23 protein-coding genes are annotated in these 26,226 nt (G+C 38.9%); 3 read left to right on the top strand and 20 right to left on the bottom strand.

The window, feature by feature from the left end:
• Positions 1–455 precede the first annotated feature (455 nt).
• The 7 genes from AR328_RS19340 to AR328_RS19310 form a co-directional block, all read right to left on the bottom strand.
• Positions 456–1,244 (bottom strand): LysM peptidoglycan-binding domain-containing protein, encoded by a 789-nt coding sequence (locus AR328_RS19340; protein WP_066300206.1) that lies wholly within the window; start codon positions 1,242–1,244, stop codon positions 456–458.
• Between the two features lie 187 nt (positions 1,245–1,431).
• Entirely contained in the window at positions 1,432–2,487 is a 1,056-nt protein-coding gene (locus AR328_RS19335; RefSeq protein ID WP_066300199.1) for an acyl-CoA dehydrogenase, read from the bottom strand.
• Positions 2,488–2,579: 92 nt separating this feature from the next.
• Positions 2,580–3,104: a DUF4242 domain-containing protein gene (locus AR328_RS19330; RefSeq protein WP_066300195.1), complete on the bottom strand. Its 525-nt coding sequence runs from the start codon at positions 3,102–3,104 to the stop codon at positions 2,580–2,582.
• A gap of 57 nt (positions 3,105–3,161) precedes the next feature.
• Positions 3,162–3,926 (bottom strand): ABC transporter permease, encoded by a 765-nt coding sequence (locus AR328_RS19325; RefSeq protein WP_066300224.1) that lies wholly within the window; start codon positions 3,924–3,926, stop codon positions 3,162–3,164.
• Positions 3,927–3,930: 4 nt separating this feature from the next.
• Positions 3,931–4,902, bottom strand: a complete 972-nt coding sequence (locus tag AR328_RS19320) for an ABC transporter substrate-binding protein (protein WP_066300188.1) — start codon at positions 4,900–4,902, stop codon at positions 3,931–3,933.
• 24 nt (positions 4,903–4,926) lie between these two features.
• The gene (locus AR328_RS19315; protein ID WP_066300180.1) at positions 4,927–5,712 is read right to left on the bottom strand and encodes an ABC transporter ATP-binding protein; all 786 of its coding nucleotides are present in this window, start codon (positions 5,710–5,712) and stop codon (positions 4,927–4,929) included.
• A gap of 209 nt (positions 5,713–5,921) precedes the next feature.
• Positions 5,922–6,509, bottom strand: a complete 588-nt coding sequence (locus AR328_RS19310) for a VanZ family protein (RefSeq protein ID WP_066300177.1) — start codon at positions 6,507–6,509, stop codon at positions 5,922–5,924.
• A gap of 192 nt (positions 6,510–6,701) precedes the next feature.
• Here AR328_RS19310 and AR328_RS19305 point away from each other — a divergent pair, with 192 nt between their 5' ends.
• Positions 6,702–8,075: an amino acid permease gene (locus AR328_RS19305; RefSeq protein ID WP_066300175.1), complete on the top strand. Its 1,374-nt coding sequence runs from the start codon at positions 6,702–6,704 to the stop codon at positions 8,073–8,075.
• 96 nt (positions 8,076–8,171) lie between these two features.
• Here the strand turns inward: AR328_RS19305 and AR328_RS19300 are convergent, their stop codons facing one another.
• From AR328_RS19300 to AR328_RS19290, 3 genes are read right to left on the bottom strand one after another with little or no spacing between them, the layout of a single operon-like run.
• Positions 8,172–9,131 carry a D-2-hydroxyacid dehydrogenase gene (locus tag AR328_RS19300; RefSeq protein ID WP_066300170.1) on the bottom strand — a complete coding sequence of 320 codons (960 nt, stop codon included), beginning with the start codon at positions 9,129–9,131 and terminating at the stop codon, positions 8,172–8,174.
• 58 nt (positions 9,132–9,189) lie between these two features.
• Positions 9,190–10,290, bottom strand: coding sequence for a metallophosphoesterase (locus AR328_RS19295; protein WP_066300165.1), 1,101 nt, complete (start codon positions 10,288–10,290; stop codon positions 9,190–9,192).
• Positions 10,291–10,318: 28 nt separating this feature from the next.
• Positions 10,319–10,849, bottom strand: a complete 531-nt coding sequence (locus AR328_RS19290; RefSeq protein WP_066300163.1) for a GNAT family N-acetyltransferase — start codon at positions 10,847–10,849, stop codon at positions 10,319–10,321.
• Positions 10,850–11,389: 540 nt separating this feature from the next.
• On the opposite strand from AR328_RS19290, the gene AR328_RS19285 reads away from it, so the two are divergent.
• Positions 11,390–13,330 carry an endonuclease MutS2 gene (locus AR328_RS19285; RefSeq protein ID WP_066300162.1) on the top strand — a complete coding sequence of 647 codons (1,941 nt, stop codon included), beginning with the start codon at positions 11,390–11,392 and terminating at the stop codon, positions 13,328–13,330.
• A 68-nt stretch (positions 13,331–13,398) separates the two neighbouring features.
• On the opposite strand, the gene AR328_RS19280 is transcribed toward AR328_RS19285, so the two are convergent.
• From AR328_RS19280 to AR328_RS19260, 5 genes are all read right to left on the bottom strand, one after another.
• Positions 13,399–14,073, bottom strand: a complete 675-nt coding sequence (locus tag AR328_RS19280) for a YdeI/OmpD-associated family protein (protein WP_231735025.1) — start codon at positions 14,071–14,073, stop codon at positions 13,399–13,401.
• Positions 14,074–14,106: 33 nt separating this feature from the next.
• Complete coding sequence (locus AR328_RS19275; protein WP_066300150.1) at positions 14,107–14,451, bottom strand: YrdB family protein; 345 nt, start codon at positions 14,449–14,451, stop codon at positions 14,107–14,109.
• A complete protein-coding gene (locus AR328_RS19270; protein WP_066300142.1) occupies positions 14,432–15,034 on the bottom strand; it encodes a TetR/AcrR family transcriptional regulator in 603 nt (200 codons plus the stop codon). The genes AR328_RS19275 and AR328_RS19270 overlap by 20 nt, the downstream gene beginning before the upstream one ends.
• 26 nt (positions 15,035–15,060) lie before the next feature.
• A complete protein-coding gene (locus tag AR328_RS19265; RefSeq protein ID WP_066300136.1) occupies positions 15,061–15,762 on the bottom strand; it encodes an MBL fold metallo-hydrolase in 702 nt (233 codons plus the stop codon).
• Positions 15,763–16,146: 384 nt separating this feature from the next.
• Positions 16,147–16,557 (bottom strand): hypothetical protein, encoded by a 411-nt coding sequence (locus tag AR328_RS19260; RefSeq protein ID WP_066300134.1) that lies wholly within the window; start codon positions 16,555–16,557, stop codon positions 16,147–16,149.
• Positions 16,558–16,728: 171 nt separating this feature from the next.
• Here AR328_RS19260 and AR328_RS19255 point away from each other — a divergent pair, with 171 nt between their 5' ends.
• Positions 16,729–17,283, top strand: a complete 555-nt coding sequence (locus tag AR328_RS19255) for a hypothetical protein (protein WP_066300126.1) — start codon at positions 16,729–16,731, stop codon at positions 17,281–17,283.
• Between the two features lie 194 nt (positions 17,284–17,477).
• Here AR328_RS19255 and AR328_RS19250 read toward each other — a convergent pair whose 3' ends face one another.
• The 5 genes from AR328_RS19250 to AR328_RS19230 all read right to left on the bottom strand — a co-directional run bounded on the left by AR328_RS19250 (position 17,478) and on the right by AR328_RS19230 (position 25,868).
• Positions 17,478–18,839: an FAD-binding oxidoreductase gene (locus AR328_RS19250; protein ID WP_066300123.1), complete on the bottom strand. Its 1,362-nt coding sequence runs from the start codon at positions 18,837–18,839 to the stop codon at positions 17,478–17,480.
• Between the two features lie 170 nt (positions 18,840–19,009).
• Entirely contained in the window at positions 19,010–20,671 is a 1,662-nt protein-coding gene (locus AR328_RS19245) for a peptide ABC transporter substrate-binding protein (RefSeq protein WP_066300120.1), read from the bottom strand.
• A 284-nt stretch (positions 20,672–20,955) separates the two neighbouring features.
• Positions 20,956–21,987, bottom strand: coding sequence for a S66 family peptidase (locus AR328_RS19240; RefSeq protein ID WP_066300112.1), 1,032 nt, complete (start codon positions 21,985–21,987; stop codon positions 20,956–20,958).
• Positions 21,988–22,377: 390 nt separating this feature from the next.
• On the bottom strand, positions 22,378–24,129 hold the full coding sequence (locus tag AR328_RS19235; protein WP_066300110.1) for an ABC transporter ATP-binding protein: 1,752 nt from the start codon (positions 24,127–24,129) through the stop codon (positions 22,378–22,380).
• Complete coding sequence (locus tag AR328_RS19230) at positions 24,126–25,868, bottom strand: ABC transporter ATP-binding protein (RefSeq protein ID WP_066300108.1); 1,743 nt, start codon at positions 25,866–25,868, stop codon at positions 24,126–24,128. Before AR328_RS19230 ends, AR328_RS19235 begins: the two co-directional genes overlap by 4 nt.
• Between the last annotated feature and the right edge of the window lie 358 nt (positions 25,869–26,226).

Raw genomic sequence — 26,226 nt, 5'->3', positions numbered from 1 at the left:
GGATCAAACTCTCCAATAAAGTTGAGTTGATTAGCTCATAATGTCTTTTTGATAAAAAGACTAAAACGTTGACGTTTTTGTTCGTTCAGTTTTCAAGGAACTAATGTTGCTGACAAGTAAATACTATATCAGCTTATCTTCATGATGTCAAACACTTTTTTGAAATAATTTTCTATCGCGTTTGCGACAGATTTTCATAATAACAATCTCATTTGTTTTTGTCAACACTTAAATTGTTATATGAAGATTCTTTTTATCTTCTCGCCTGTATTTCGTAGCGAGACTTTTATATTACAATCATATTCTCTATAAGTCAACAATTATATTGAAATTATTTTATAAAGTAAAAAACACTCTTATAGAATATGATTTCCTCAACGTTTATGAAGAAAGAAGAATACTATAAAAGCCGCTCTTCTTAATAAAGAGCGACTTATACTTTTTCACACAATATTTTAATATATCAATATTACTGATCCATTTTTATAAATAACATGCACTTTCTGACCGGATTTCTTCTGATAATCTGAAGCAGTTCCATAGGGCACTTGCAGTACAAGAGGTTTTCCTTGCTCCGTAAATTCTACAGTAAAACTATCAGCTGCTCCAACCACTTCTGCTTCTGCAATTTGTACAGCCCCAGGTATATTCAGTTTCTGGCCAATTAGAATCATTTCCTTACTAAGCCCATTTGCATCAGCAAGTTCTTTAGCTGTTACACCGAAGCGTTTAGCAATTCCCCATAACGTATCTCCTGGTACAGCCGTATAGATACTTTCCACATTGCTACTAGTTTCTGTTGGCAATAAGAGTTTTTCCCCAACAATTATTTTGTCGGAACTCATATTGTTTTTCTTTTTTAAATCATGAATAGATGTTTCATACTGCTTAGCGAGAGAATATATCGTATCCCCTTTTTGGACCGTATATGAAACAGCCCCCTCTGCGGTATGTTTATTAGGTAAAAGAAGGCGCTGGCCCACAGTAATTTTTTCTGTATCTAGACCATTTACTTCTATTAACTGTTTAACACTCACCTGATATTTTTTAGAAAGATTGTATAAATTATCTTTCGGTTTAACTGTATAGGCTGAGCTATGTGCTTCTGCTTTGCCATTTAATAAGATAATAGCTGTAATAGCTCCAGCAGCAGTAGTTATAACTACTTTTTTATTACGAGCCTTCATTCTTTGCTTGCGAACCTCAGCAATTCTCTGTTTACGCTTGGTTGTAATTGTGATCAATCTTTCATTTCCCCCATATCTCTCTATATAGAAATTCGAATTACTCAATAGTAATTCGAATCATCAGGGGGTTTTATGACTGTTTTACCAGAATTATTATCAGGACCCTTTTCCCTCCTCCCACATTTCTGCAATTCAAATTTGATTACTCGGTTTTACAACCGAATTATCTCTCGTTTAAATAAATTTAAAGAGGGTAAGTGATATTCTTCTGAATCATCTTTTGCAGGTGCTTAACTGTCGGAGTTAAATTAACTAGGAAATAGGATTCTCTGAGTCTTCTTGCTGGATCGCTATTTTTCAAGTATCCCGCTCCACCTTGATGAAGCATACATCCATGTACAGCTTTTAGCGTTAGATTCACAGTATCTAGTCTTAGCTGCAGTAACTCGTTCCATTTCTCAGAAAGATTGTAGCTTTCAGCAATCTGGATTGTTTTTCCAGCAATTTCATTTAAAGTCACTTGCAGTTCATCTGTTTGAATATCTAAATACTGATTGCACCCACTCTGCTTGTTGCAAACCTTTTGAATAGACTTAATCGACGCCTCTGTAACTCCTAATCCCAGTGGAATTTGATACAGCACAAAAGCCGGACGAATATTAAGGATAAATTCATCTGCCTGTTCAGCAATTATCCACTCTTCTCGTATCCTTACTTCGTTAAATGCACAGGAATAAGTGGCACTTCCGTTTACTCCCATGTACTCTATTTTTTCCTTTAGAGTTAATCCTTCAGCTGAGCACGGGACGAAAGCCATAATTCGTTTGTGTTCATCTACTTCAGCAATAATTCCAAACCAGTGATCTTTCCCTAAGTTAGAAACAGCGGGTAAATTCCCCGAAATTATATACCCATTTTGAGACTTCTTTGCCTTTAAATGCAAAGACTCAAGACCTGCATAATATTTCATCGGATTCGATAAGCCAGTGCCGCCTAATAATTCTCCGTTTTCAAGCTTAGGAAGAAGCTCATTTTTCAAAAATGGATTATCAGTGTGTCGAATATAAGTTAAAGAAGCTAAATGACACCATAAATTAAAAGCTGTCGTCATACATACCTTTGCCGTTTCTTTTAATAAATGAACTTCTCGCGATAGACACTCTCCCTTCGGCAAATCCTTCGAACTAAGCAGCCCCTCTTTGCCAATAGCCTTTAGAAAATCTTCCGGGTAGTAGGCTTCTGAATCTATCTTTCTGACTAGCGGTTTCAGTTGTGTTTGCAGCAAACTTTCAAAATTCATATTAGCGGCCTTCCCCTTTCTTTAGAAAAATCAAGCCAGGAATTTCACCCTTTATTAAGAAAACCTCCATAAAGGAGGTTTCCCTTTCATTTTTATGAAAGCTCAGTGATTGTATCAATCGGCGCTTTAACCGCTCGACGTGCTTTTTTTACTGTTCCTTCATCTGGTGCATCATAGAAGCACAGGCACTTCGTCATATCTTCGCATACATAAGTTCTGGAAAAAGAAACCTCGGGAACCTCTGCATAATGAACGGAATTTGTTGTCTTCCTATCTAGATATTGCTCCATAGTTAAGTTTTCCGGGAGATTCCACTCAACTAAATAATTTACTTTTTCCTTCTGCTCCTTAACCTTTGCTAATTCCTGGCCAACTAGACGCACCGGCTTAATAAGAGCAACGGATATTCCTAATTCTCTTAAACTATCAGTAATCGCATTGCGGTCTTCTCCTTCAAAAATGAAGAAAGCTCTTGAAAACTCTTTTGAAACTTGAACTTCAATTAAACTCGTATTTTTTCCGCTAACTGATTCCTGTACCTCAGAAACTTTATCTTCAAAAGCTTCCTTTGTATTTACTGCCTGATTCAAAATAGATTCAACAAGATATAAAGCCATGTTCTTTTCCTCCTCAAAGATATAATTAATAAATTCTAAGTTAAATAACCTAATATGCTATTGGTTTGCTCTTCCCCATTGCCTATCTACCCATTTCTCAAACAAACCAATTGCCTTATCAAGCAAAAGCCCGCAAACCCCAATAAAAATAATACCGGCCAACACTAAATCTAAGTTCATTGAATTTCTTGCATCTACTATTAAATAGCCTAACCCCGACTGCGCTCCCACCATTTCTCCAGCGACTAGGAATATCCAGGCAGTTCCTAAGGCAATGTGCAAGCCATTTGCAATGAAAGGAAACGCGGCAGGAAGAATTATTTTTACAAGTAAATGTGATTTCCTTATTTCAAAGTTCTGAGCTACTTTCAGATAGATTGGATCTACTTTCCTTACCGCTGAAACAGTTGATAGCAAGACAGGGAAGAATGCAGCAATGAAAATAATGACGATAGCGGGAATATCACCAATCCCGAACCACAATACAATAAAAGGCGACCACGCTATTGGTGAAACAGGCCTTAAAACCTGCACAACCGGATCAAGGATATTCCATAGCGCTAGAACCCTTCCAAAGATGAGCCCCAAAATGACAGCAATAATTACTGCCGATAAATAACCAATTAAAAACCTCATCAAACTTACTTGCAGATGGACGAAGAATGAACCGTCCTTTATGAGCGACACAATTCCCTCCCATACTTTAAGAGGCGGCGGCAGCAGGGCTTCATCATAATTTCCAATAATAATCGTTATTTGCCAGGCGGCGATCAGTAGTACAAAACCAGCTATGACATTTGATAGTTTTTTTACACTTCCCATTTCATCACTTCGCCTTATCAAATAATGAATTATCAACAAACTCCTCATAGGAAGGCGGATTTTCTGATAAGCCCATTTCCACTAAAGTTTTTGTTAATTGATCGTGGCTGCTTTGATTTACTCTTAAATCATCGTAAGAAATCCATTGAAATGAAAGATCCATCACCTCTTTATCAACCTTCATATATTTAGAAGAAGCCGTCAGCGTATGGTCGTCTTTTTTCTCGGCTAATTCGCCTGCTTTGACATACTCATTAACAAATTCCTGGGCCACTTCATTTTCTTTTTGGATAAAGTCATTTCTTAAAACGAGCGCGCAATCAATTGAATCCTTCCAAATATCCGTATCCTGATAAAGAACCTTTCCTTTGTTAATAGCTACCGAGACTGCCCCAAACGGTTCAGCAACTACATATCCTGAAATTCTCCCTTCAGAAAGGGCTGCCGGCATTTCCGCAGGCGGCAATTCAATAGCCTTTACATCCTCATACTTCAGCCCTGCCTGTTTAAGCATTTGATAGAGCAAAATATTATGAGTAGAAAACTTATGAGGGATTGCAAAGTTTTTCCCCTTCAAATCTTCAACACTATTAATATCATTTGCCGCAACCAAAACATTTCCATCTCTATGACCAAGCGCCACTGCTTTTAAATCAATTCCTTGCTCCTTTGCCTTCAAAGCAAGAGTCACAAGTACAGAAGCACCATCTATACGGCCTGTATTAAGGGCATCCATTAACTCCGGCCATGAACCAAACTTAACAAGCTCCAATCTAAAGTTTTTAAACGAATCCTGTTCATTTTCTAAGTACAAAGGAACCGCATGAGTAATCGGCAAATAGCCAATTTTCACTACTCGCTTTTCCTCATTCACGGATTTCCCTGCTGATGATGGGTTAGACCCACAAGCAGCTAAGCTCACCGCAAGCAACGAAATGATCAATAAGGATAAAAGCTTTTTATAACTTTTCATCATATCCCTCCTCTTTATCTAGGAAATTTAAATATTAAACTCAATTGAAGGTGCAGGTCTGTTAAAGTGGAATTCTTCAAATATCGTCTTTCGATATTGCTGGAAGTCCCCATGACTTCGATCTCTAGGCTTGGAAAGTGTTATCGTTAACTCTTTATTTATTTCACCTGGGTTAGCTTTCATCATTATTACCCTGTCTGATAAATAGATCGCTTCATCAATATCATGCGTAACAAGAATAATTGTCGTCTTCTCCTGCTCTTGAATTCGAAGAAGCTCATCCTGCAGATAATAGCGATTAAATGTATCTAAAGCACCAAACGGCTCATCCATTAAAATCAATTCCGGCTGAATCGCAAGAGCTCGTGCTATTGCAACCCTTTGCTGCATCCCCCCTGAAATTTCATGTGGAAAAAGATCAACTTTATCCCCTAAACCGACCAGATTCAAATATGCGCGAGCTCTCTCCTTCCGCTCCTTAACCCCCATTTTCTCGCCTTCTAACCCAAGCTCTACATTATTCAAAACAGATCTCCATGGTAAAAGTCCGTAATTTTGAAAAAGCATAATACATTTTCTATTCGCCTGGTTCACTTGATTTCCATCAATGAAAACCTTTCCTTCATCAGGCCTTTCGAATCCTCCAATAATATTAAGCAATGTGCTCTTCCCACATCCGCTTTCTCCCAATATGGAGATCATCTCTCCCCTTTTAATCCCAAAGGTCACATCATTTAATACTCGTACAGTTTGCTCCTTATTCTTAAACGCTTTACTCACTTTGTCCACACGAATAAATACCGATTCAACCAAGCCTTCTATCCCCCTTAAGAAGATAATTCATCTAATTCCCATACAAATACTATGTTTAATGATTTTAAGTTATTCTATTACATATTTTCCGGAATGACAACTAAATTTTTTGAAAGTATAAAATTTTCATTAACCGACTTGGTTTTTAACGTAAAAATGGCTGCCCCATCAATGATAAAATCATTAATTGGTCAACCATGTATGATCATTTATTTAATTAATAGGACTCTGCGAAAAAGCGGGAGAAGGAAATAGCCAAGACATACACCCACTGTATTTAATAGGAGGTCGTCAATATCAAAGCTTCCTCTTTTTGATGCAAATTGCAGACCTTCTATTATACTAATCAAACAAATTGTGATAAATAAGAGCTGTTTTATTGAAGCTTTCTTTTTTATAAACCCGTAATACACGCCAAATGGAATAAATAACCCAATATTTGCGCCCAAATTATAAAAGGCAATTAAAAAATCAGCATTTCCAAATAAATAAAGAAGAATAGTCTTAAAAGGCATGATATTGACTGCCCCGTAATTTGTCCCATTCGGTCTGAAAAATAATAGGATTAACAGTCCGAAAGAATAGAAAAATATAAGGCCATTGAGGACCCCTTGTGATAAATGAACTCTTTCATTAAACACCCAGCAAACAATAAATAAAGTTAGAAAAGAAATAACGAACCAAACAATCCCAACAACAAGCGGATGCAAATGGTTTGTTAGTCCAAGCCATACCGGCATGAGAATAAAAAATATGACTTGAGAAATGAAAACGCTAAGCAGAATAACTTTTTTCATAATAACCTCGCAGGTAGTTTTTACATACTGTTTATTATTTTACCTTAAAAGCAATTTGCGCTCTTATCTTAAATCCTTCTCCCCTTTCCCTAATAAATTTTTCAATCTGTACAAATAATAAATATGTACTTTATATTAATTTTAATTTTTTGCCACTTCTACAAAAATCGAGATAGCTAATAGGAGAAAATCATGGATTTATTTCGTAAAAAAGCGGTAGGGAATGAAATTTCTAACAATTCACTTAAAAGGGTACTTGGGGCTCTAGATCTAACTATGCTTGGGGTTGGGGCGATAATTGGAACTGGAGTATTCGTTTTGACAGGAGTTGCTGCGGCCAAATATGCCGGACCCGCCTTAATCCTATCATTTATTATTGCAGGTTTAGCGTGTGTATTTGCAGCATTATGCTATTCGGAATTTGCTTCGATGATTCCTGCATCGGGCAGTGCTTATACGTATAGTTATGTAGCCTTCGGTGAATTATTTGCTTGGATTTTGGGCTGGGATTTAGTTCTGGAATATGGACTTGCCTCTTCCGCTGTAGCAAGTGGGTGGTCAGGTTATTTTCAAGGATTATTATCTGGGTTTGGAATTCATTTTCCGACAGCTTTAACATATGCCTTTGATCCCTCCAAAGGCACAATTATCGATTTACCGGCGGTTATTATCGTCCTTTTAGTTACTTTATTACTTTCTAGAGGAGTAAAAGAATCTGCAAAATTTAATGCCATCATGGTTGTTATTAAGGTGGCTGTCGTACTATTATTCATTATCATTGGGGCTTGGTATGTTGAACCAGATAACTGGACTCCGTTTATGCCGTTTGGATTTTCTGGAGTCGTTACTGGAGCTGCAGTTGTCGTGTTCGCCTACTTTGGCTTTGATGCGGTATCTACCGCCGCTGAGGAAGTTAAAAATCCACAACGGAATCTTCCAATTGGGATTATTTCGGCATTAGCGATTTGTACAGTCTTGTATATTGTGGTCTCTTTAGTCCTCACTGGGATTGTACCGTTTGATTTACTAAATGTGAAAGACCCAGTAGCTTTTGGATTGCAATATATTAATCAAGATTGGGCAGCAGGTTTTATTTCTCTTGGAGCCATTGTTGGAATTACGACTGTCTTAATCGTCATGATGTTTGGACAATCACGTCTGTTCTATTCAATTAGCAGGGATGGACTTCTGCCAAAAGCTTTGTCTGCTGTTCATCCAAAAACAAAAGTTCCTTTAAAAAGCACTTGGGTAACAGGAATATTGGTTGCTGCTCTTGCCGGCCTAGTTCCCCTTGATAAATTAGCTGAGCTTACAAGTATTGGTACATTATTTGCTTTCACAGCTGTTTCTCTTGGTGTTGCCGTACTTCGTAAAACTCGGCCAGATCTCAAACGTGGATTTAAAACACCTTGGGTACCCGTTATTCCAGCTTTAGCAGTAATCTTCTGTGTTTATTTAATGCTTCAACTGTCAGCATTTACATGGAAAGGCTTCGCTGTTTGGCTAATTCTCGGCCTTATCATTTACTTTACGTATGGTTATAGGAAGAGTCATTTAAACCAATAAAGAGTGACAGACACCCCAGAGCCCATTTCATAATAAGGAATCGACTTTGGGGTGTCTTTATACTATTTATCCTTTATATATAGTAATAATGATCATTTAATACCCACGTTTGCGATCTACTAGCCCGTTTAAAGGCTGTCCATTCATGAATTGTTTAATATTTTTTGCAAAAAAGGCGCAAACACCATTGATTGTGCTGGGCCCTGACAAATGGGAGGTAACAAACACATTCGGCATTGACCAGAATGGATGGTCATTTGGCAAAGGCTCTTTTTCAAACACATCGAGAACTGCCGCACGAAGGTGTCCCCCCTTCATAACTGATAGTAAATCCCCTTCGTCTATCAATGCTCCACGGCCCACATTGACAAGACTAGCATCCGGCTTCATCGCTAAAAGAAGCTTTTCATTGATTATATGATGTGTAGCTTCTGTTAACGGAAGGATTGTGACTAAGTAATCGAGATCCTTTACAAAATCAAACCACTGGTCTGATGTAAAGTGGCTATCCACTATTGAAGCTTGACTCCCGCTAAAGCTTAATCCGTACACATTCATATCAAAGGCACGAGCTTTTCGGACAATTTCAGTTCCGATCGATCCAAGTCCTGCGACCCCAATTGTCTTATCAGCGAGAGATTCAGAAATGAAAGGATCCCAGTTCCGTTCCATTTGTGCCTGCCTCAATCTCGGGACATCCTTCACAATGTGCAAGAGAAATGTAAACACATATTCGGATATATAGGTACCAAATTGATCCACAATACGGGTTAATTGAATGGTGTCGGGAATTGATTTATCTGCAACAAGATCATTGACCCCAGCTCCCATCGATTGAAACCAGCGGACATTCGATGCAATTGGCTGATTTAGAATATGAGTCGGGAATTTCCATCCTAAAATAATTTCAGTCTGCGGTAAATATTTTTCTGCTTCTTCTAAGGTTGCAGCAGCCTTCACTGAAGTAAATCCAAAATTATGAATGCAGTCAGCGTAAGCTTCGGCCTCTTTCTTATCAGGTGTAAAAGCTAGAATGTTTGGTTGGAATGAACTCATCGGAATTCTCCTTTTTTTAATTTTATGTAAGTCGTATCGATTTCCTTTATATAAATAATCATGATGATAAACTTTCGAATACCTCAATTGGCACCCATCCAACAAGACCATTATTCTTTTTTACCAATAGATAGCCCGAAGTATTTGAGTCAAGCACCTTCACAATTTCACCTTGTCTTACTGATAAAAACGTAGTGCTTAAATCATTTTTACAGCTCACTCCCTCATCATTTTCAACTATATACTCATTTTTCACCCATTGCTCAACCCCAAGTTTAATATTCCTGCAAAGTGTAAAGTAAAATTCTCTGTGAATAATACTCATTTCATAATTGGGATAGGTGACCGTTCCGACTCGACCTGTCTGATCTAAATAGTCTTTTTTAACTTTCCTTTCCTCATGCAGCTCATCAACAAACTCAAACGAAAATTGATTATTCTTGAAAATAAGGGCATTCAGTTGTCCATCCCTTTTAATCTGATTGCCGCCATCAATGGCAATGATTTTTTTCTCAAAATCAATCATTGGATTGTTAGAACTCTCGGAATGAAAACGATAATTAACGACTGGCCAATGTCCGACTATGACGGTTTTCTTAGCCTGATGTCCTCTATCAAAAAAGGAATCGACAGATAAAGCGAAGTTTTCATCTGTTTTTTCCCAATCGGCCCGGTCCTCAATACCAGCGTGGATCAAAATGAAATTCTCTGTTTCAATAGCCACAGGCAAAGATTCCAGCCAGCTCAGTTCTACTTTAAAATGAGTTTCATAATATTGAGCAAGCTGCTGAATTTGACTGAAATGCGTTAAAGACTGTTTCCCCTGCTCCAGCATTTCATTTAAGATAGAATTCTTTCTTGCCTTCATATAGTTGAGAATTTTTTCATTCCCCATAAATACATAACGGTGCAAAATATCGCAGTTCCCTTTCGTGACAAAAACATTCGAGGATTGTTCTGTCATCTTCTTTACATAGCGAACAACCTCTAAACTGTTTTCTCCTTTTTCACAAAGGTCTCCGTTTATAAAGAGATAATCGTCCTTCTCGTAATGAACCTTCTCTAACAGCCTTTTAAATAACAAAAGATTAGCGTGTACATCTGAAATAATAATAGCTCTTCGGTTTGGGTCTAAGTTTAGATTGATAACATTTAACATTTGAATCTCCTCTTATCTGAATGCCTGGTTATACATTTAATAAAGAGTACACGTTCGTATCGCAGGGAACTCCATTTTGATACATATAATTTCTTAATACACCCTCTTTTTCAAATCCCAGCTTTGTTAGAAGTGCATTTGATGCATCATTTTCGATAAAAACAACTGCTCCAATTCGTGTTAATCCAAGTTCATTAAAGCCAAATGATACAATTTTGGAAACCGCTTCAGCAGCATAACCCTTGCGCCAATGATTGGGATGGATTTCGTAGCCAATCTCAGCCCTTTTATGTTTAGGTGACCAGAGATTAAACCCGATTGTGCCAATGATTTCTTCTCCTCCGTCTTTTACCTGAATTCCCCATCTAATCCCACGTTTTCCATTGAAATTTTGTTCAAAGAGCCGGATAAACTCTTTAGCCTGCTCCATGTGTGTTAAAGTATCTTGTCCATAGAAACGTGTGACATCAGGATTGGAAAAACAATTGAAAACCCCTTGTGTATCTTCTTCAACAAGCTCTCGCAGCAGCAATCTTTCTGTTTCAAGTATTGGAAACATTCTCTCACTCCATTTGTGTATATAGGGTTTATATTCTGGAAACTACCTACTTTTTCCTTTATCTCATTCCTTACTAAAATACGCCATTATTTTTATTTTTGGGCTGAAGTTTCAAAAAACATTATTGACCTTTGGTTTCTAACCAAGGTATACTTATTTTGTATAAAAATGTAAACTCAAAGGAGTTTGTTTTATGAGTGTGAATGTTCTTAACTAACCGTTATTTTCATACGGCCTTGAAGAAAGCAAAAAACCAGTCAAATTACTGGTTTATTAAGTGTGCGCTTTTTCGAGGGATGTTAAGAACACGCATCATAGCATAGAAGATTTGGTGAACCCGCTATGGCATGTTTTGTCATAGCTTTTTTGTTTGCAAAAATAGGAATAATGAGGGCATTTCCCTCCCTATTATGCTGCACGCAATATTAGTTTGCCATTGCATGTTTCCATTTCTTCTTACCGTCATGAGCGATATTGTTCATGGCGGTTTTTTTATGCAGTTAAATGGTTTAAATAAAAGATCATAATAGGAGGCTCAAAATGAATCAGCAAACGATTGATGTATTGGGGTATCAAGAAATTCTAAACGAAATCGCCAATTTTGCAAAAACGAACCGAGGGAAAAACACCCTTCAGTCACTCCGTCCGCTGCCAGACAAAAGGCGAATGGAGCTATCATTAAAAGAGATCGCGGAAGCAGAAGAAATTATCAAAATTAGCAGCAGTGTCCCTATTCACACGCTTGATGAAATGGATCTTTATTTAACACAGGCACAAAAAGGGATCTATATTCGTGCTGATCAGTTTACGTATGTTCTTTCGTTCCTGCAGCATTGCTCTAAGTTAAAACAATTTATGAAGGATAAGCACAATGCCGCTCCGAATGTGAGCTTATACGCAGAATCGATTGGTGAGGTGCGGGAGCTGGAAGAGGAAATTAACCGATGCATCCGTCATGGGCAGGTTGACCAGCACGCTTCAAGCGATTTAGCCTATTTGCGCAGACAGCTTTCAATCCAAACAGATAAGCTAAAGGAAAAAGCCCAGCAGCTCGTAAAATCGAAAAGGTATGCAGCATATCTGCAGGATACACTGATCGTTGAACGAAGTGGACGGATTGCCATTTCGGTGAAAAGACAATATCGATCCAAGGTAGAGGGAACCGTTCTTGACACTTCCGCGTCAGGATCAACCTTATATATGGAACCTGCTGAACTAGGCTCTATTCAAGAAGAAATTGAACTTTTGCGTATGGCTGAAGAGCAGGAAACGGAAAGGATTTTATATGAATTAACAGACAAGGTGCTGCAGCATGAGCACACAATAAAAATTGCTATCGAAGCGATGCATCATTATGATGTCCTATTTGCAAAGGCTGCTTATAGCCGAAAAACAAGCAGTTCGACTCCTATATTAAATGAGGATTATATGATCAATCTAAAAGAAGCTCGGCATCCGATGCTTGGCAACAAAGCTGTTCCACTTTCCATTCAATTTGGAGAAGAACATCGAGCTTTAGTTATAACAGGGCCGAATACCGGTGGGAAGACAGTTACCTTGAAAACAGTTGGTCTGCTCACCATGATGGCACAAACAGGTTTACCGATACCAGCTAATCCCGGGAGCGAGATTGCCATTTTTCAACATATATTCGTTGATATTGGAGATGGGCAAAGCATTGAACAGAACTTAAGCACATTCAGTTCAAGGCTTGTCAATATTATTGATATCCTTCGAGTCACAAATGACCGCTCGCTTGTCCTCCTTGATGAATTGGGATCAGGGACTGACCCAAGTGAAGGTATGGCATTGGCAATCGTGATTCTCGAGCAGCTTTACCAAAAGGGAGCTACTTTATTTGCCACTACCCACTACAATGAAATGAAGGAATTTGCGGAAAAAACAAGCGGATTTCTAAATGGGATGATGGAATTTGATATTGAAACATTGCGGCCAACCTATAGGCTCCTTCTTGGACAAAGTGGAAATAGCCAGGCTTTCGATATCGCGATCAAGCTTGGCATGCACCCAGAATTGATCGAAAAGGCTCATGAGATCACTTATAAGAATAATCGAAGCTATCGCGATGAATTAGATACAGCGAGTTTAAGAGATCCTGGCTATCAAAAACAAATTGCCATTAATAAATATGCGAGAAGGACTGCAAAAAAGCCATCCCTGGATTCAAGCACGGAAAGCATTGCCCTTTTTGAACAAGGAGATAATGTTTTATTTACAGAAACAAATGAGATGGGGATCATTTACAAAGGCCCGGATTCGAAAGGTGATTATGTTGTTCAAATTCAAGGAGAAAAGCGGGCCATTAATCATAAACGGTTAAAGCTCTATATAAAAGGACGAGAACTGTATCCCGAAAACTATGACTTCGATATCATTTTCAAGTCAAAGGAATATCGGAAAATCAATAAGCAGCAAAAGAGGAAGCATGTAGAGGGTGTTTGGTTAGATGGTGAGGATTGATTTTTAAGGCAATATGAAAGCTGAAAAGACGTTTATCAAGTAAGTTTTACTTAATGAACGTCTTTTTGTTACTTAAGGTCTCTGCGATACAAATCCCTAGTTTTGTAGCCCGCTGCTAGAATCATTTTCATTTCATCACGCCTTTTTGCTTTTGTTGCCTCTTGTTTGGCGCTGTACACATAGCGAGCCCAATCTTTTCGATACCCTGGTGTTAGCGATTGATAGATTGCAAGCAATTCTGGTGTATCCTTCAAGTCTTTCTCTACATCTGGAATCATTTCTATATAATCATCCACACATTGGCTTGGTTTTGTAGAAGTGCTTTCTTTACTTTTAGCATCAAATTTTAGACCCACAACTGTAAAGACATCATCCAGTCCTACCATACGAGCAAATTTAAGATTGCTTGCACCGATGTAACCATCCTCATCCGCACCTAACCCGCCTAATAAATCATCGCGGTGAATAAAGGTAGGGTAAACTTTATTCCCCTTCTTCGGATAAGCCAAAAAGATATATCCATTTTCATTTAAATCATTTTTCGCAATCACTTTATCCACAAGACCCTTTAAAGACTCCATCTCTAGCACGAAGGCAAATATCAGGTCATAAGGACTGTTCGTAAGCTCTGTATCATAATTGGTTAACTCCGCCAGGTAATCTGCACCCTCAGGCAATCCCAAAACAGCTGCTTTTTTATATTTTGTTAGATTTAGTTTTTCAACGATTGTTTTAGCCATTATAATCCACCTACTTTATCCTGAATTAAATACCTATTATTGCTCCCAAACATTCATTAAAGTACGGTTTACAATCACTATTATCCCATAAAACCAAGCTATTTGAACCTTTCCTAGATTAATTAGCAGGGCGACGGGCAAAAGAAAGATGCATATTTCTAACAATAAAAGAGGGAGTCCCGAAAGCTGAAAAATTGCTTTTGGCGACCCAAATAACCCCCACACAACCGCAATCATAAAAGGAATCCCAGCTGCAAACCCCCACCTCATAATGGCAGTCATCCCCATTTTGTATCCCCAATATCCATAAACAGTCAGACCAATAAGCTCCAGCAAAAAACGCAGGATGACGTTTACTACCTTAATACTCTCTAAAAGCATTACCATTCACCTTCTCATTTTCATAAGAACGAAGACCCTTAATAAATGTGTTGATCAGCATCGACAAACTTTTATCCGTATCATAGGGAAGCCCAAAGCCACCCATTTGTTCAATCGAAGCAAATCCATGCAAAATACTTCTGAACCCCCTGACCATATGAATAGCCTGCTCTTCATCCAGGTTATACACTTGCAATACTTGGACAGCAAGACGGACAATGGACTCCTGCGCTTCCTGTAATTCCTTATCTTCTAGATCAGAAAATCTCGAAGTTGCCTCATAAAGCCCAGGGTGATTTCTGACAAACTGAATATATGCTTCACTTAGGGCTTTAATGGCATCATCACCTGAACGCCCTGCGGCAGCTTGAAGCAATGTGTCATATAGCTTACTCGTTCCATGAATGGCTAACCTTTGTTTCAAATCATTTAATCCGTTTACATGGTTGTATAAGGACGGCGGACGAATTTGCAGTTCTTCTGCCAGTAAACCAAGAGAAAGTTTCTCTATACCCTGTTCATCAATTATTTGTGTTGCTTTTAGTAAAATTAAAGCTAAATCTATTTTCATACGACCTGTCATCTTCGTTACCTCTATTCTCTTGCGTTTTATTTCATTTCTGCTTGATTAATAGCCTTTTTCATCAATTCAATTGGATGATTAATCATTTTTCCATGTCCCGCAGCCAGCAAGCTTGGTTCAAATCCGATTAACTTTTCAGCACTTATTAGCGCCGTTTCCTTATCCCAAGTTGCCATGGCCGGGAAAGGAAAGAAAGGCTTCACCGTTCCAGAAACAGCCATCCCACCTCTAGTCTGGAATGCATCCCCAACAATTAAACTTTGATTTCTCATATCTAGAAGAGAGATAGAGCCAGGTGTATGGCCGGGCGAATGGATAACCTCTAACGAACCAATCCGATCTCCTTCATGAAGCAAAATATCTGGGCGGGTTTTAATATTTTTTGGAACCCCTCCTCGTATTGGGGTGTTTTTTTCGTCGGGTTGGATTGTGGCGTCTCCCCTCAATAGGTGTGAATCCCTGGAAGAAATGCTTACTTGTGCTTCCGGTAAATTCGCTTTTAGCATATCTAATGCGCCTACATGATCAGCATGAGCATGAGTAATTATGATATTGGTGATTGGCTTTCCTATCGTCTTCGCCGCTTGGATGATGCTTTTTGCACTATATGGCATGGCGGCATCAATAAGAGTAAGACTAGTATCCTCTTCTACTAAATAACAATTTACAGGAAATAACTGCGGCATAAAAGCTAATTGGTAAACAGAATGCATTTTTGTTATTTTCATATTTTCGCAACCTTTCACGGTAACTAATTATATTTCTATTTTAACTAATCGGATTAGTTAAATGCAATATTATTGTTAAAAAGCTTTATTTTTGAGATTTGCGGACTTACAATCTGTTATTTTCACTAAATGACCTTAATTTGGGACTTGGCGGACAGGAAGGACGTTATTATCGAAAAAACATACGAAAACCATTATTTTTCTCCATATCAGAGGAACCTATGTCCGTAAGCATAGGAATTAACCCGTTTTGTCACAGATAGCGAATCTGGTGTCCGCCAAGTTACATTATTGTTCGATAGGCTTATTACCAATTTTATTTTTCAAAAGGAAAATAAAAGACCAGATCAGTTTACGATTTGGTCTGCAAATTGTCTAAAAACGTTAGTCTTTACTAAGAAAAACGTTCTTTATTATTTTTGAATGTTTATCATCTAAGGTACCATAACCTTCTATATCATTATTACTGATAATTGTGGAAGTCTCATTAGGATTAAACCAAATTCTATATTCATAAAGTCTTTCAGGCATATTCTCATCATAGGTATAGAATAATATAGCCAATACATCCTCTTTTCTCGACATTTCAGCTTTTGTGTTGGGTTCCCATTTCACTTTTTCAAAAGAATTCCTTAGTAGATTGATCGTTTCTTTATCTGAAATAATGATCTCCTCTTCGTACATTCCTTCTTCATTCACTTTTTGAACATCAATCCTTGTTAATTGTTCTTCTTGTCCAGAACAACCAGTGAACATGATGAGAAAAAGAATCCACAAACTTTTTAGTTTTTTCATTGTATTTATCCCTCCATAAATTTAGACGGGAGTTTTAGAAAATGGTTCCACTTTTCAATATCAAATTTAACGTTGGCCGTCATTATAACAAGATTGAACATATTGAAAAAATTTACTAAAATGGATATTAATAATAAATTAAAAGATTAATAATCTTAAGGAGGATATGAATTGGAAAAAAATTATCAGCCTAAGCATGTTTTTTTGGCCATTGGAATATGTATTGCTGTTTCATCTCCATTTCTCCTCATCTTTGCCCCGCAGACAATAGCAGATAGTGTATATTACACGAAAGGAATTTACCAGGTTGTTTTTGTACCCGGAGAAAATTACATTGTTTATGGGATCGGGTTATTTTTATTAATTATTGCTGCAATGATTATTTCTATATTCGATATCCGGAAATTTTCGATTATATTAAGTTTCGTATTTGTCTGCTTGAGTATCATTCCCTTTTGGATGGCATCCCAATCTTTTAAATTAATTTCAGAGGATGGCCTATCATACAGAACTCTCTTTTCTAAACAGGACCTTTCCTATTCATGGAGCGAGGTGGAAAAAGTGATTTATTATAAGGGAGAGAAAGGGGATTTTCCTGAATATGAATTCTTATTTATAGACGGAAATCAATTGAAATTTAAAGCAAATGCCTATTTCCAAATGGTCGTCCCCCTAGTAACTGACCGATTAAAAAAGGTAAATGTAAGTATTGAGAAAGACGAATAAGAACCTCTACTTAGACTTCCGAGATCTATGCAGAGGTTTTTTCTATTTAGAAAAACTAAAGGACTTTTTAATCCAGTTGATAAGTTGCTTGACCTTTTTACTTTTGCTCGGACTTTTTAAACCTTTTTCACCGGCGAAATTTCCATCCTGACACTTTGCCCAGCTAAGTTCAAACTCTCCAACGGTCTCTGTATTCAATCAAAAAAGAATATCTTCCCTGGATTGAACAAACCATCTGGATCAAGCATTTTCTTCATCTGTTTCATAATAATAACCGCATTCCCGTGCTCAGCTTCTTGAAATTTCATCTTCCCAAGCCCTACACCGTGTTCCCCTGTACAAGTGCCGCCAACCTCAATAGCTTTTAAGGCAAGTGCTTCATTCGTATATTCAGCTTTTTCCTTTTCACCAGGCACCTTCGGATCATAAATAACCATCGTATGGAAGTTTCCATCCCCCACATGTCCCAAGACACCTCCGGTTAACCCACTTTCATCGATTAGCTGTCTAGCATACACGACAAGCTCTGGCAGCCGTGAAATGGGTACGCAGACATCCGCTCCCGTAGTGGCCATACCCTTAATATGCTGGTATGCATAGGCCATTTCATGCCGAGCCTTCCAAAGCTCCATCCGTTCCTTCGATCCGCTTGCCGCTTCCCAATTTCCACAGCCGAGGTCACGCATTAATTGTTCCGTTATCTTCGCCTCTTCCTCCACCGCTCCCTTGGTGCCGGCGAATTCAAAAAATAAAGAATGGCTAACCGGGAATTGATAGCCACCATATGCATTGACCTGAGAAATACTTTCTGCATCCACCAGCTCCATACGCATGACCGGAATCCCGCTAAGTAAAACTGTTTTTGCCGCTTCCGCACATTCCTCGGGTGTGTCAAATGTACAGCGGGCAGCCAATGAGTGTTCTGGAATTCCGTGGAGCCTTAAAGTGATTTCCGTGACGATGCCTAACGTTCCCTCAGAACCCGCAAAGAGTCCTGTCAAATGATAGCCAGAAGATGACTTTTTCGCATGAGATCCCGTGTGAATGACGGTTCCATCAGCCAAGACAACCTCTAAATCCAGCAGCTGATCACGCATTGAACCATAACGGACTGCCGTTGTCCCACTCGCATTATTTGCAACCATCCCGCCAATGGACGCATCCGCTCCTGGATCAATTGGAAACATTAATCCATGCCGGTTTACCACTTTATTTAATTCCAAACGCGTGATTCCCGGTTGAACGGTAACCAATAAATCCTCTGGGGAAAAGTGAATGACCTGATTCATGTTGCTAAAGTTAATAGAAATCCCCTTTTTGATAGGGATCGCTTGACCTTCAAGTCCAGACCCAGCTCCATAAGGGGTAACAGGGATTTTATGCTCGCGGGCTATCCCAATAATGGCCTCAACATCTTCACGGCTCTTCGGAAAGCAAACTACATCGGGCTCTACTGGTGTATGAAATGATTCATCATGGCTATGACGGAACAGCTCTGTTTCACTTTGGCTTACTTTCTCTTTACCTAGACAATCAATGAGTTTTTGGATAAACATAAGAAGACTCCTTTTAATTAATTTTTTCAAGAGTGGAACTTGCGACCTCATATTATCAGGATAAGGCTGAGGCCTGGACTGCTTTAAAAGACAAATAGTTTCTCCTATGTAGAAAAGGACTACTTTGCCAAATATATTTGACAAAGTAATCCTTCTTCCCTTAAACAAACTTATTCAAAATAAGCCCACTTGTATTGAACATCACCAAGTCCAGATACATGAACACCTTTTAAGTGATCAACTTTTACCCAGTTTAGTGTGTAGAAGTAAATTGGAGCAACTGCCATTTCATCCATAAAGACAGCCTCTGCATCCTTTAATAATTGTTGACGCTTCGCAGCATCGCCTTCAAGAGCAGATTGAGCAAGTAAGTCCTTGAATTCTTTGTTTTCCCAACCTGTATTGTTGTTACCGCCATCAGCATCACGGTACATTTCTAAGAAATTGATCGCATCGTTAAAGTCACCTAACCAGCCTAAACGTCCAACTTGGTAATCAAGTGAATGCAATTTATCTAAGTATACTGCCCACTCCGCATTATCAAGCGTAACTTCAACACCTAGGTTTTGTTTCCACATATCTTGGATCGCTTGTGCAATCTTTTGATGTGCTTCAGATGTATTGTAAGAAAGCGTTACAGCAGGTAATTCAGATACATCACTATAGCCAAGTTCTTCTAGGCCTTTTTGTAAATATTCTTTTGCTTTTTCTACATCGTTGTCAGGGAAGTAACCCTTTTCATTTTCAGGGAACATAGATGGAGGCACAATCGCCATCGCTGGAAGCTGTTCACCTTGAGTAATGTTGTCAATGATTTCTTGACGGTTGATTGCATGAGCAAAAGCTTTACGGATGTTTACGTTGTTAAAAGGTTCAACTGTTGTATTGAACTTGTAGTTGTAGATACCAGCAATAGCTTGAGTAGTTAAACGCCCTTGATCTTTAAGAGCCTGCATAGCGTCTGTTGGCAGATTACCTGTAGGCGATCCAGCCCAGTCAAGCTCCCCATTATCAAACATAGATAATTCTGTATTAGGATCATTAACCATGATCATTTCGATTTTTTCTAGTTTTCCAGCGCCAGCATCCCAATAATCCTCATTCTTTTCTAGGATGATTTTGTCACTATGAGCCCATTCAGTCATAACGAAAGGTCCGTTAGATGTATAGTTTTCACCAGCATCATTAGCCCAATTTGGATTAGCTTCGGCTACTTTGCTGTTAATTGGGAAATAAGTATAAAACGCTGTTAGCTCTGTGAAATATGGAGTCGGGTTTTCTAATGTAACTTCAAGAGTTTTCTCATCTAACGCTTTAACACCAACTTCATCTAGGGATCCGCCAGCAGTATTTGCAGCTTCTGCACCTTTAATATAATAAAGCTGGTATGCATACTCAGATTGATTATTCGGGTCTAAAGCCCATTTCCAAGCATATTCAAAGTCATTTGCAGTTACAGGATCACCATTCGTCCACTTTGCATCACGAATTGTAAATGTATAAACCTTTTGGTCTTCTGAAACTTCAACTTTTTCTGCTGCTGCTTCTACAGGCTTGCCTTCTTGATTAATACGTGTTAAACCTTCGAATGTTTGAAGCAATACTGCACCAGAAGTCGTGTCCTTCGCTAAACCAGGATGTAAAGAAGGTGGTTCCGTATTAATATTTATTCTTAAGTTCTGTGGCACATCAGACTTCTCTGCCTTTTCTTCCTTCTTGTCATTGCCTGTTGCTGTTTCTGTGGTGGTTGTTTTCTTGTCGCCGCCGCAAGCTGCCAAAAACATACTGAGAACTAGCAGCATGGTAATAAAGATATAATTCTTCTTACTCATTGTATGACCCCCCTAAGAATGTTCCACCCTCGCTTTTCTATTACCCTATTCTATTTATTAAATAAACTAGCAACTAAGATGTATGTAATATTCGTCATGTTTTGCTTTGGATTTTATTTAGGATAATTTATAGAAAAGTCCGTGTGTTAAGACAATTATAAATTTTATAAAATAATAGAGCAAGTTATTTTTGTACAATCTTCGGCTTTATTTTTAGACAAACGAAATTTTCCTTGATAAAAAATAACCCCTTTGAGATTGGATGAATCTCAAAGAGGTCTTTTTTACTCAGCTCCGCTTTCCAATAAAGCAAAGGTTCCCTTTTCACAATGAATCTCCGCCATCGCACCATATGGCAAAATAAACTTTGGTTCTGTATGCCCAAAATTCATGTTGTAGAGAATCGGCACATGCTCTAATTTAGTTTCTTTCATGACTTTAAGAATCTCAATCTTATATTCCTCGTAATAGGTTTCATCTTGTGGCTTCCCGAAAACAATCCCATTTGCCCTTTGCAAAATGCCTTGTGCAGCATAGTTGCGCAGCCAATACCTAATTAAAGCCGGATCTGGCTTATCTTCTGATGTTTCAAAAAATAGAATGCTATTATCCCAGTATTTCTGGTCCGGCCAAATGGCAGTCCCTTTCGCAAACTCCAATACTTCCATACAACCGCCAATTAGACGCCCCTGAACTACACCTTTCCCCTGAAGGACTTCATAACCAGAATTCGGCTGCATTTTACGCCGCTTGTTTCTATTTGATTCCGCCCATTCCAAACGCTCACTAGTCCAATTTTCCGCTGGCTCAATTTCTCCAATTACTTCATTTGAAAAGAGGATTCGTTTGACCATTTCTATAGTATATGGATCCATTTCTACATTCTCAGCAAAATCCGTTAATACCGCAGGACCGTAATAGGAGGATAGCCCCGCCTTATGACAGAACAAATGTGAAATCGTCACATCCGAATACCCAACGAAAATCTTTGGATTCGCTCTTATCACATCAAAGTCTATATAAGGAAGAAGGCGAATGCTGTCTTCTCCGCCAATATTCGCAAAAATCCCTTTAATGCTCTTATCCTTAAAAGCAGTCATTAAATCTTCTGCACGTGCCTCCGGATGATGGTATAAATAATCTGACCCTTTTAAACTATTAGGCATCGGAACAACCTTTAAACCAAACACTTCCTCTAATCTTTTCACACCCTGCTCATAGCGCCATTTAAGCTCAGGATCTCCTGCCCCTCCCCATGAAGGACTCACTGTTGCTACAAGATCTCCGGGCTGTAATTTTTTTGGTTTGATTAACATTTGAATACCTACTTTCCAAATGGTTATTAATCTTTCTCAAAGCTTTTACGACAATTATTCACGATACTTTTTCATGAGCACCTTAGTTTCATCAAAAAATGTGAGATTGCTTTTTACCCCAAGTATTTTCACCACAATCAGCGGACACCAGTTCCGTTATTTGTTCAAAAATGGGGTAATTCCTTATGTTTGCGGACACAGGTACCGTTATATTGTAAAAAAGCGGTGATTACCTCATGTTTTTATGGCAATAGCGTACCCTGTGTCCTCTTAGCTCTAAAATTTGCCCATTAAATGAAAATAACGGACTTGTGGTCCTCTTTATAAAAAGTTAACGCCCAAACCTTGAGCGTTAACTTTTTTGCATGAACAGAGCCTACCTACTTGCCCCTAACCTACACTCACTTTTTTATGCAGTGACTTCGCCTGCATTTGATACATTTGATCATAGATGCCGCCTTGTGCCAGCAGTTCATCATGTGTACCCTGTTCTTTAATCACGCCTCGCTCCAACACAAGAATCCGATCAGCATTTTTAATGGTTGAAAGACGGTGGGCAATAATAAATGTTGTTCGTCCTTTTTTCAGAACATCCATCGCATGCTGGATGATTTCTTCTGTTTCTGTATCAATATTTGATGTCGCTTCATCCAATATTAAAATCGCCGGGTCAAAGGCAAGGGCCCGCGCAAAGGAAATGAGCTGACGCTGTCCAGAGGAAAGGGTGCTGCCTTTTTCAATAACAGGCTCATCAATCCCTTTTTCCAGATGACCTAGTACACGTTCGGCTCCAACTGCTTTCAATGCTTCCTCTACTTTTTCCCTCGTAATTTTTGGATCATTCAAGCTTACGTTTGAAGCAATCGTTCCCGTGAATAAATATGGATCCTGCAGAACAATGCCCATATGTTCACGGATGGTCTGTCTAGGTACAGCCGTTATGTCGATACCATCAATATAAATCCTCCCTTTTGACGGATCATAGAAACGGAACAGCAAGTTCATAATGGAGCTTTTTCCAGAGCCTGTGTGGCCAACAAGTGCCACCGTTTCGCCGCGCTTCGCTTCAAAGGATAACTCCTTCAATACGTAATCTTGGTCTTGATAAGCAAATGACACATCTTCGAATACGACATGCCCATCGTATCTTGGCATCGTTTCCTGCGAGACCTTTTCGCCTTTAATATCCAATACCTCAAATACACGGTTTCCCGCAACTAGCGAGCGTTCAAGCTGTGAAAACTGATTTACCACATTCGTAATAGGATTAAACAATCTCGTTAAATAATCAACGAATGCATATAAAGTTCCCGCTGAAACCATTTCTGCTGCCGTAATGGATCGGGTGCCAAAATATATAATGAAAATGGTAAACATGATAAGCCGTATGACATTCACTAGATTAAAGGAAGTGGCTGAATCCAGAAATAATAATTTCCGCTGATAAGCATAATGCTCTTCATTCATATCATCGAATTCCTTCGTCATCTGCTGCTCACGGCGAAAGGCTTGAATAATCGTCATCCCTTGAATGGACTCATTAATCATCGCATTAATGTCAGCAATTTTCGTCCGAATCACACCATTGTATTGCTTCGCATATTTTCTGTATAAAATCATCCACAAATAAATAAATGGAATCATGATTAAGGCAATCATCGCCAATTTCCAATTTAAGATAAACAGTGCAATATAGACACCTGCGACCGAAATAAAGCTGGTCGCGAAATTAGAAAGTACCTGTACATATAAGTTTCTAATCGCTTCTGTATCATTTGTGACACGCGCGACAATTTTTCCTGCTGGCAAGTTATCAAAATACTGTATTGGCAGTGTTTGTATATGCCCAAACACATCCATACGCAATTTTTGGACAATCCGGTTTGCGCCAGATTGCAAATAAATATACATAAAATAGCGTAATATTGCTGTGGCGATCGCTAAAATAAGATATAAGCAAAGGAGCCAGGCAATCGGCTTTATTTCAATGACACCCATTGTCATATGCTCATCAATAATTTTCTTAGCGATGAACGGGCCCGCTAGATCTGTAAAAACCGCAGCTGATAAGAAAAGTAATCCAATGAAAATGACCCGCTTAAAATGCATTGCATACTTCGTTAATCGTTTACTCGTACTCATGCCCCGCCTCCTTCTAGCTGTTGACGGTCAAATTGTTCCTTATACCAGCCATTTTGTCCGAGAAGCTCTTCATGTGTTCCCTGTTCAATAATTTGCCCTTCATCGAGAACAATAATCTGATCTGCATGCTGCACGCTGGACAGACGATGTGTGGTAATAATGGTAGTCTTGCCACTTCGTTCACTTTGAATGTTTTTAATAATGCGAGCTTCTGTTTTAGCATCGACTGCTGACAGAGAATCATCCAGGATTAAGATTTCAGGATCTTTTATGAGCGCACGGGCAATGGACACACGCTGCTTCTGTCCGCCTGACAACGAAACCCCTTTTTCGCCAACTAATGTTTCGAGTCCGCTTGGCAGATTCTCTAAGTCCTTTTTAAAATATGCAAGATGAATCGCTTTCTCCAAATCCGCCTCTGACGCATCCTCTTTCCCGAATAAAATATTTTCCCGAATCGTCCGTGAAAATAATACATGATCCTGCGGGACATACCCGATCCAATCAAGAATCTGATCTTTTGTTTGGGACGCGATGTCAATTCCGCCAATTTGTAATTGCCCTTCATTAAGCGGATATTCACGAAGTAATTGTCTTAGGAAAGTCGTTTTACCTGCACCTGTTTTCCCGACAATTCCAAGCGTTTCCCCCTTTTTGAGTGACAACGAGATTTTCTGTAAGTTTTTCACCTGGCTTGTTGGATATTGAAACATAAGGTCATCAAATCCAATAGCATTCGGAGCTGCAACAGCAATCGGGGCCTTCGTGTCTTGAACATCTGCCTCATAATTAAGTGTTTCTTGCACTCGATCAAGTGAAGCATTCCCCTGCTGCATCACATTAATTAGCTCGCCAATCGCGAAAATCGGCCAAACCGCGAGCCCTAAATACACGTTAAATGTGACGAGCTGGCCGACTGTCATTTCGCCATTTGATACAAGAACCGCGCCGTAGCCGAGTGCTACCACATAGCTAATACCAGTTCCAATTTTCGTGATTGGGCCAAATAAAGCATTTATTTTCGCTGTGTGCATATTTTTCTCGTAGACCTCTTCACTCTTGTTAGCAAAGTCCACTTCATCTTTCGTCTCCTGCACGTAAGCACGAATGACACGAACTCCAGCCACAGACTCTAGAACACTATCATTCAGTTCCCCAAATGCATCTTGCGCTTTCATATATCGTTCGTGAACAAGCTTTCCAAAGTACTGAATGAGCGCCGCCATAATCGGCACTGGCAGCATGGCGAAAAGCGTTAACTTCCATGAAATCATGAAGCCCATTGCCAAAATAATCGCACCTAAATATAGCGTAGAGTCAATGAGTGTCATGATCCCGAAGCCAGCCGTTTGTGCCACGGAATTTAAATCATTTGTCGCACGCGCCATCAAGTCACCTGTACGATTTTTCTCATAAAAGGTTGGCGTCATTTTGAGAAATTGCAGCATTAACTTCTGGCGCATAACTCTTTCAAGATTTATCGCCCCTTCAAATAGGCGGTACTGCCAAATGAAGTTCAAGAAATAGCCGCCAACAATAATCACAATGAATATGAGAATATATTGGACTAATATCTCCTTCGTCATATCACCGGCTGTCAAAATGTCGATAATTGAGCCAAGTAAATACGGCGGCACCACCTCAAGCACACTAGCGATAATTAGAAAGAAAACGGCAACTGTATATTGTCTCCAATACTGCCCGAAAAACCAACTCAACTTCCCTAAAACATCAAACATCGATCAAACCCTCTTTCTCTTTCAGGTTAGGAACATGGCTACCCACTATCTAGCGATTCCTTTCTAAAAATCAGTCTTTTTTGTTTGTTTCTCATCGTCATCTACTCCTCTTTTTCCATTCACTAAAAAATTCCAACAAAAAAGATGCATACCCTAAAAAGAGCATGCATCTCCAAAAGGTATAGAATTCCTTCCATACCCTTCATCGCTTCAGGAATTCACAATTACACAGAGAATCGGCATGGACAATGTATGAAGTTTTTCATCTCGAAATTCATTTTAACTGTTCTCATTGTCCTTACCTCCTTTGCTAAATTGTTTAGTGTTCTTGAAGGTTACCACCCTTTTCATATAATTG

The organism is Bacillus sp. FJAT-29937 (assembly GCF_001509555.1).
Taxonomy (GTDB): domain Bacteria; phylum Bacillota; class Bacilli; order Bacillales; family Cytobacillaceae; genus Cytobacillus.
This window is presented reverse-complemented; position numbering and strand designations above follow the sequence as displayed.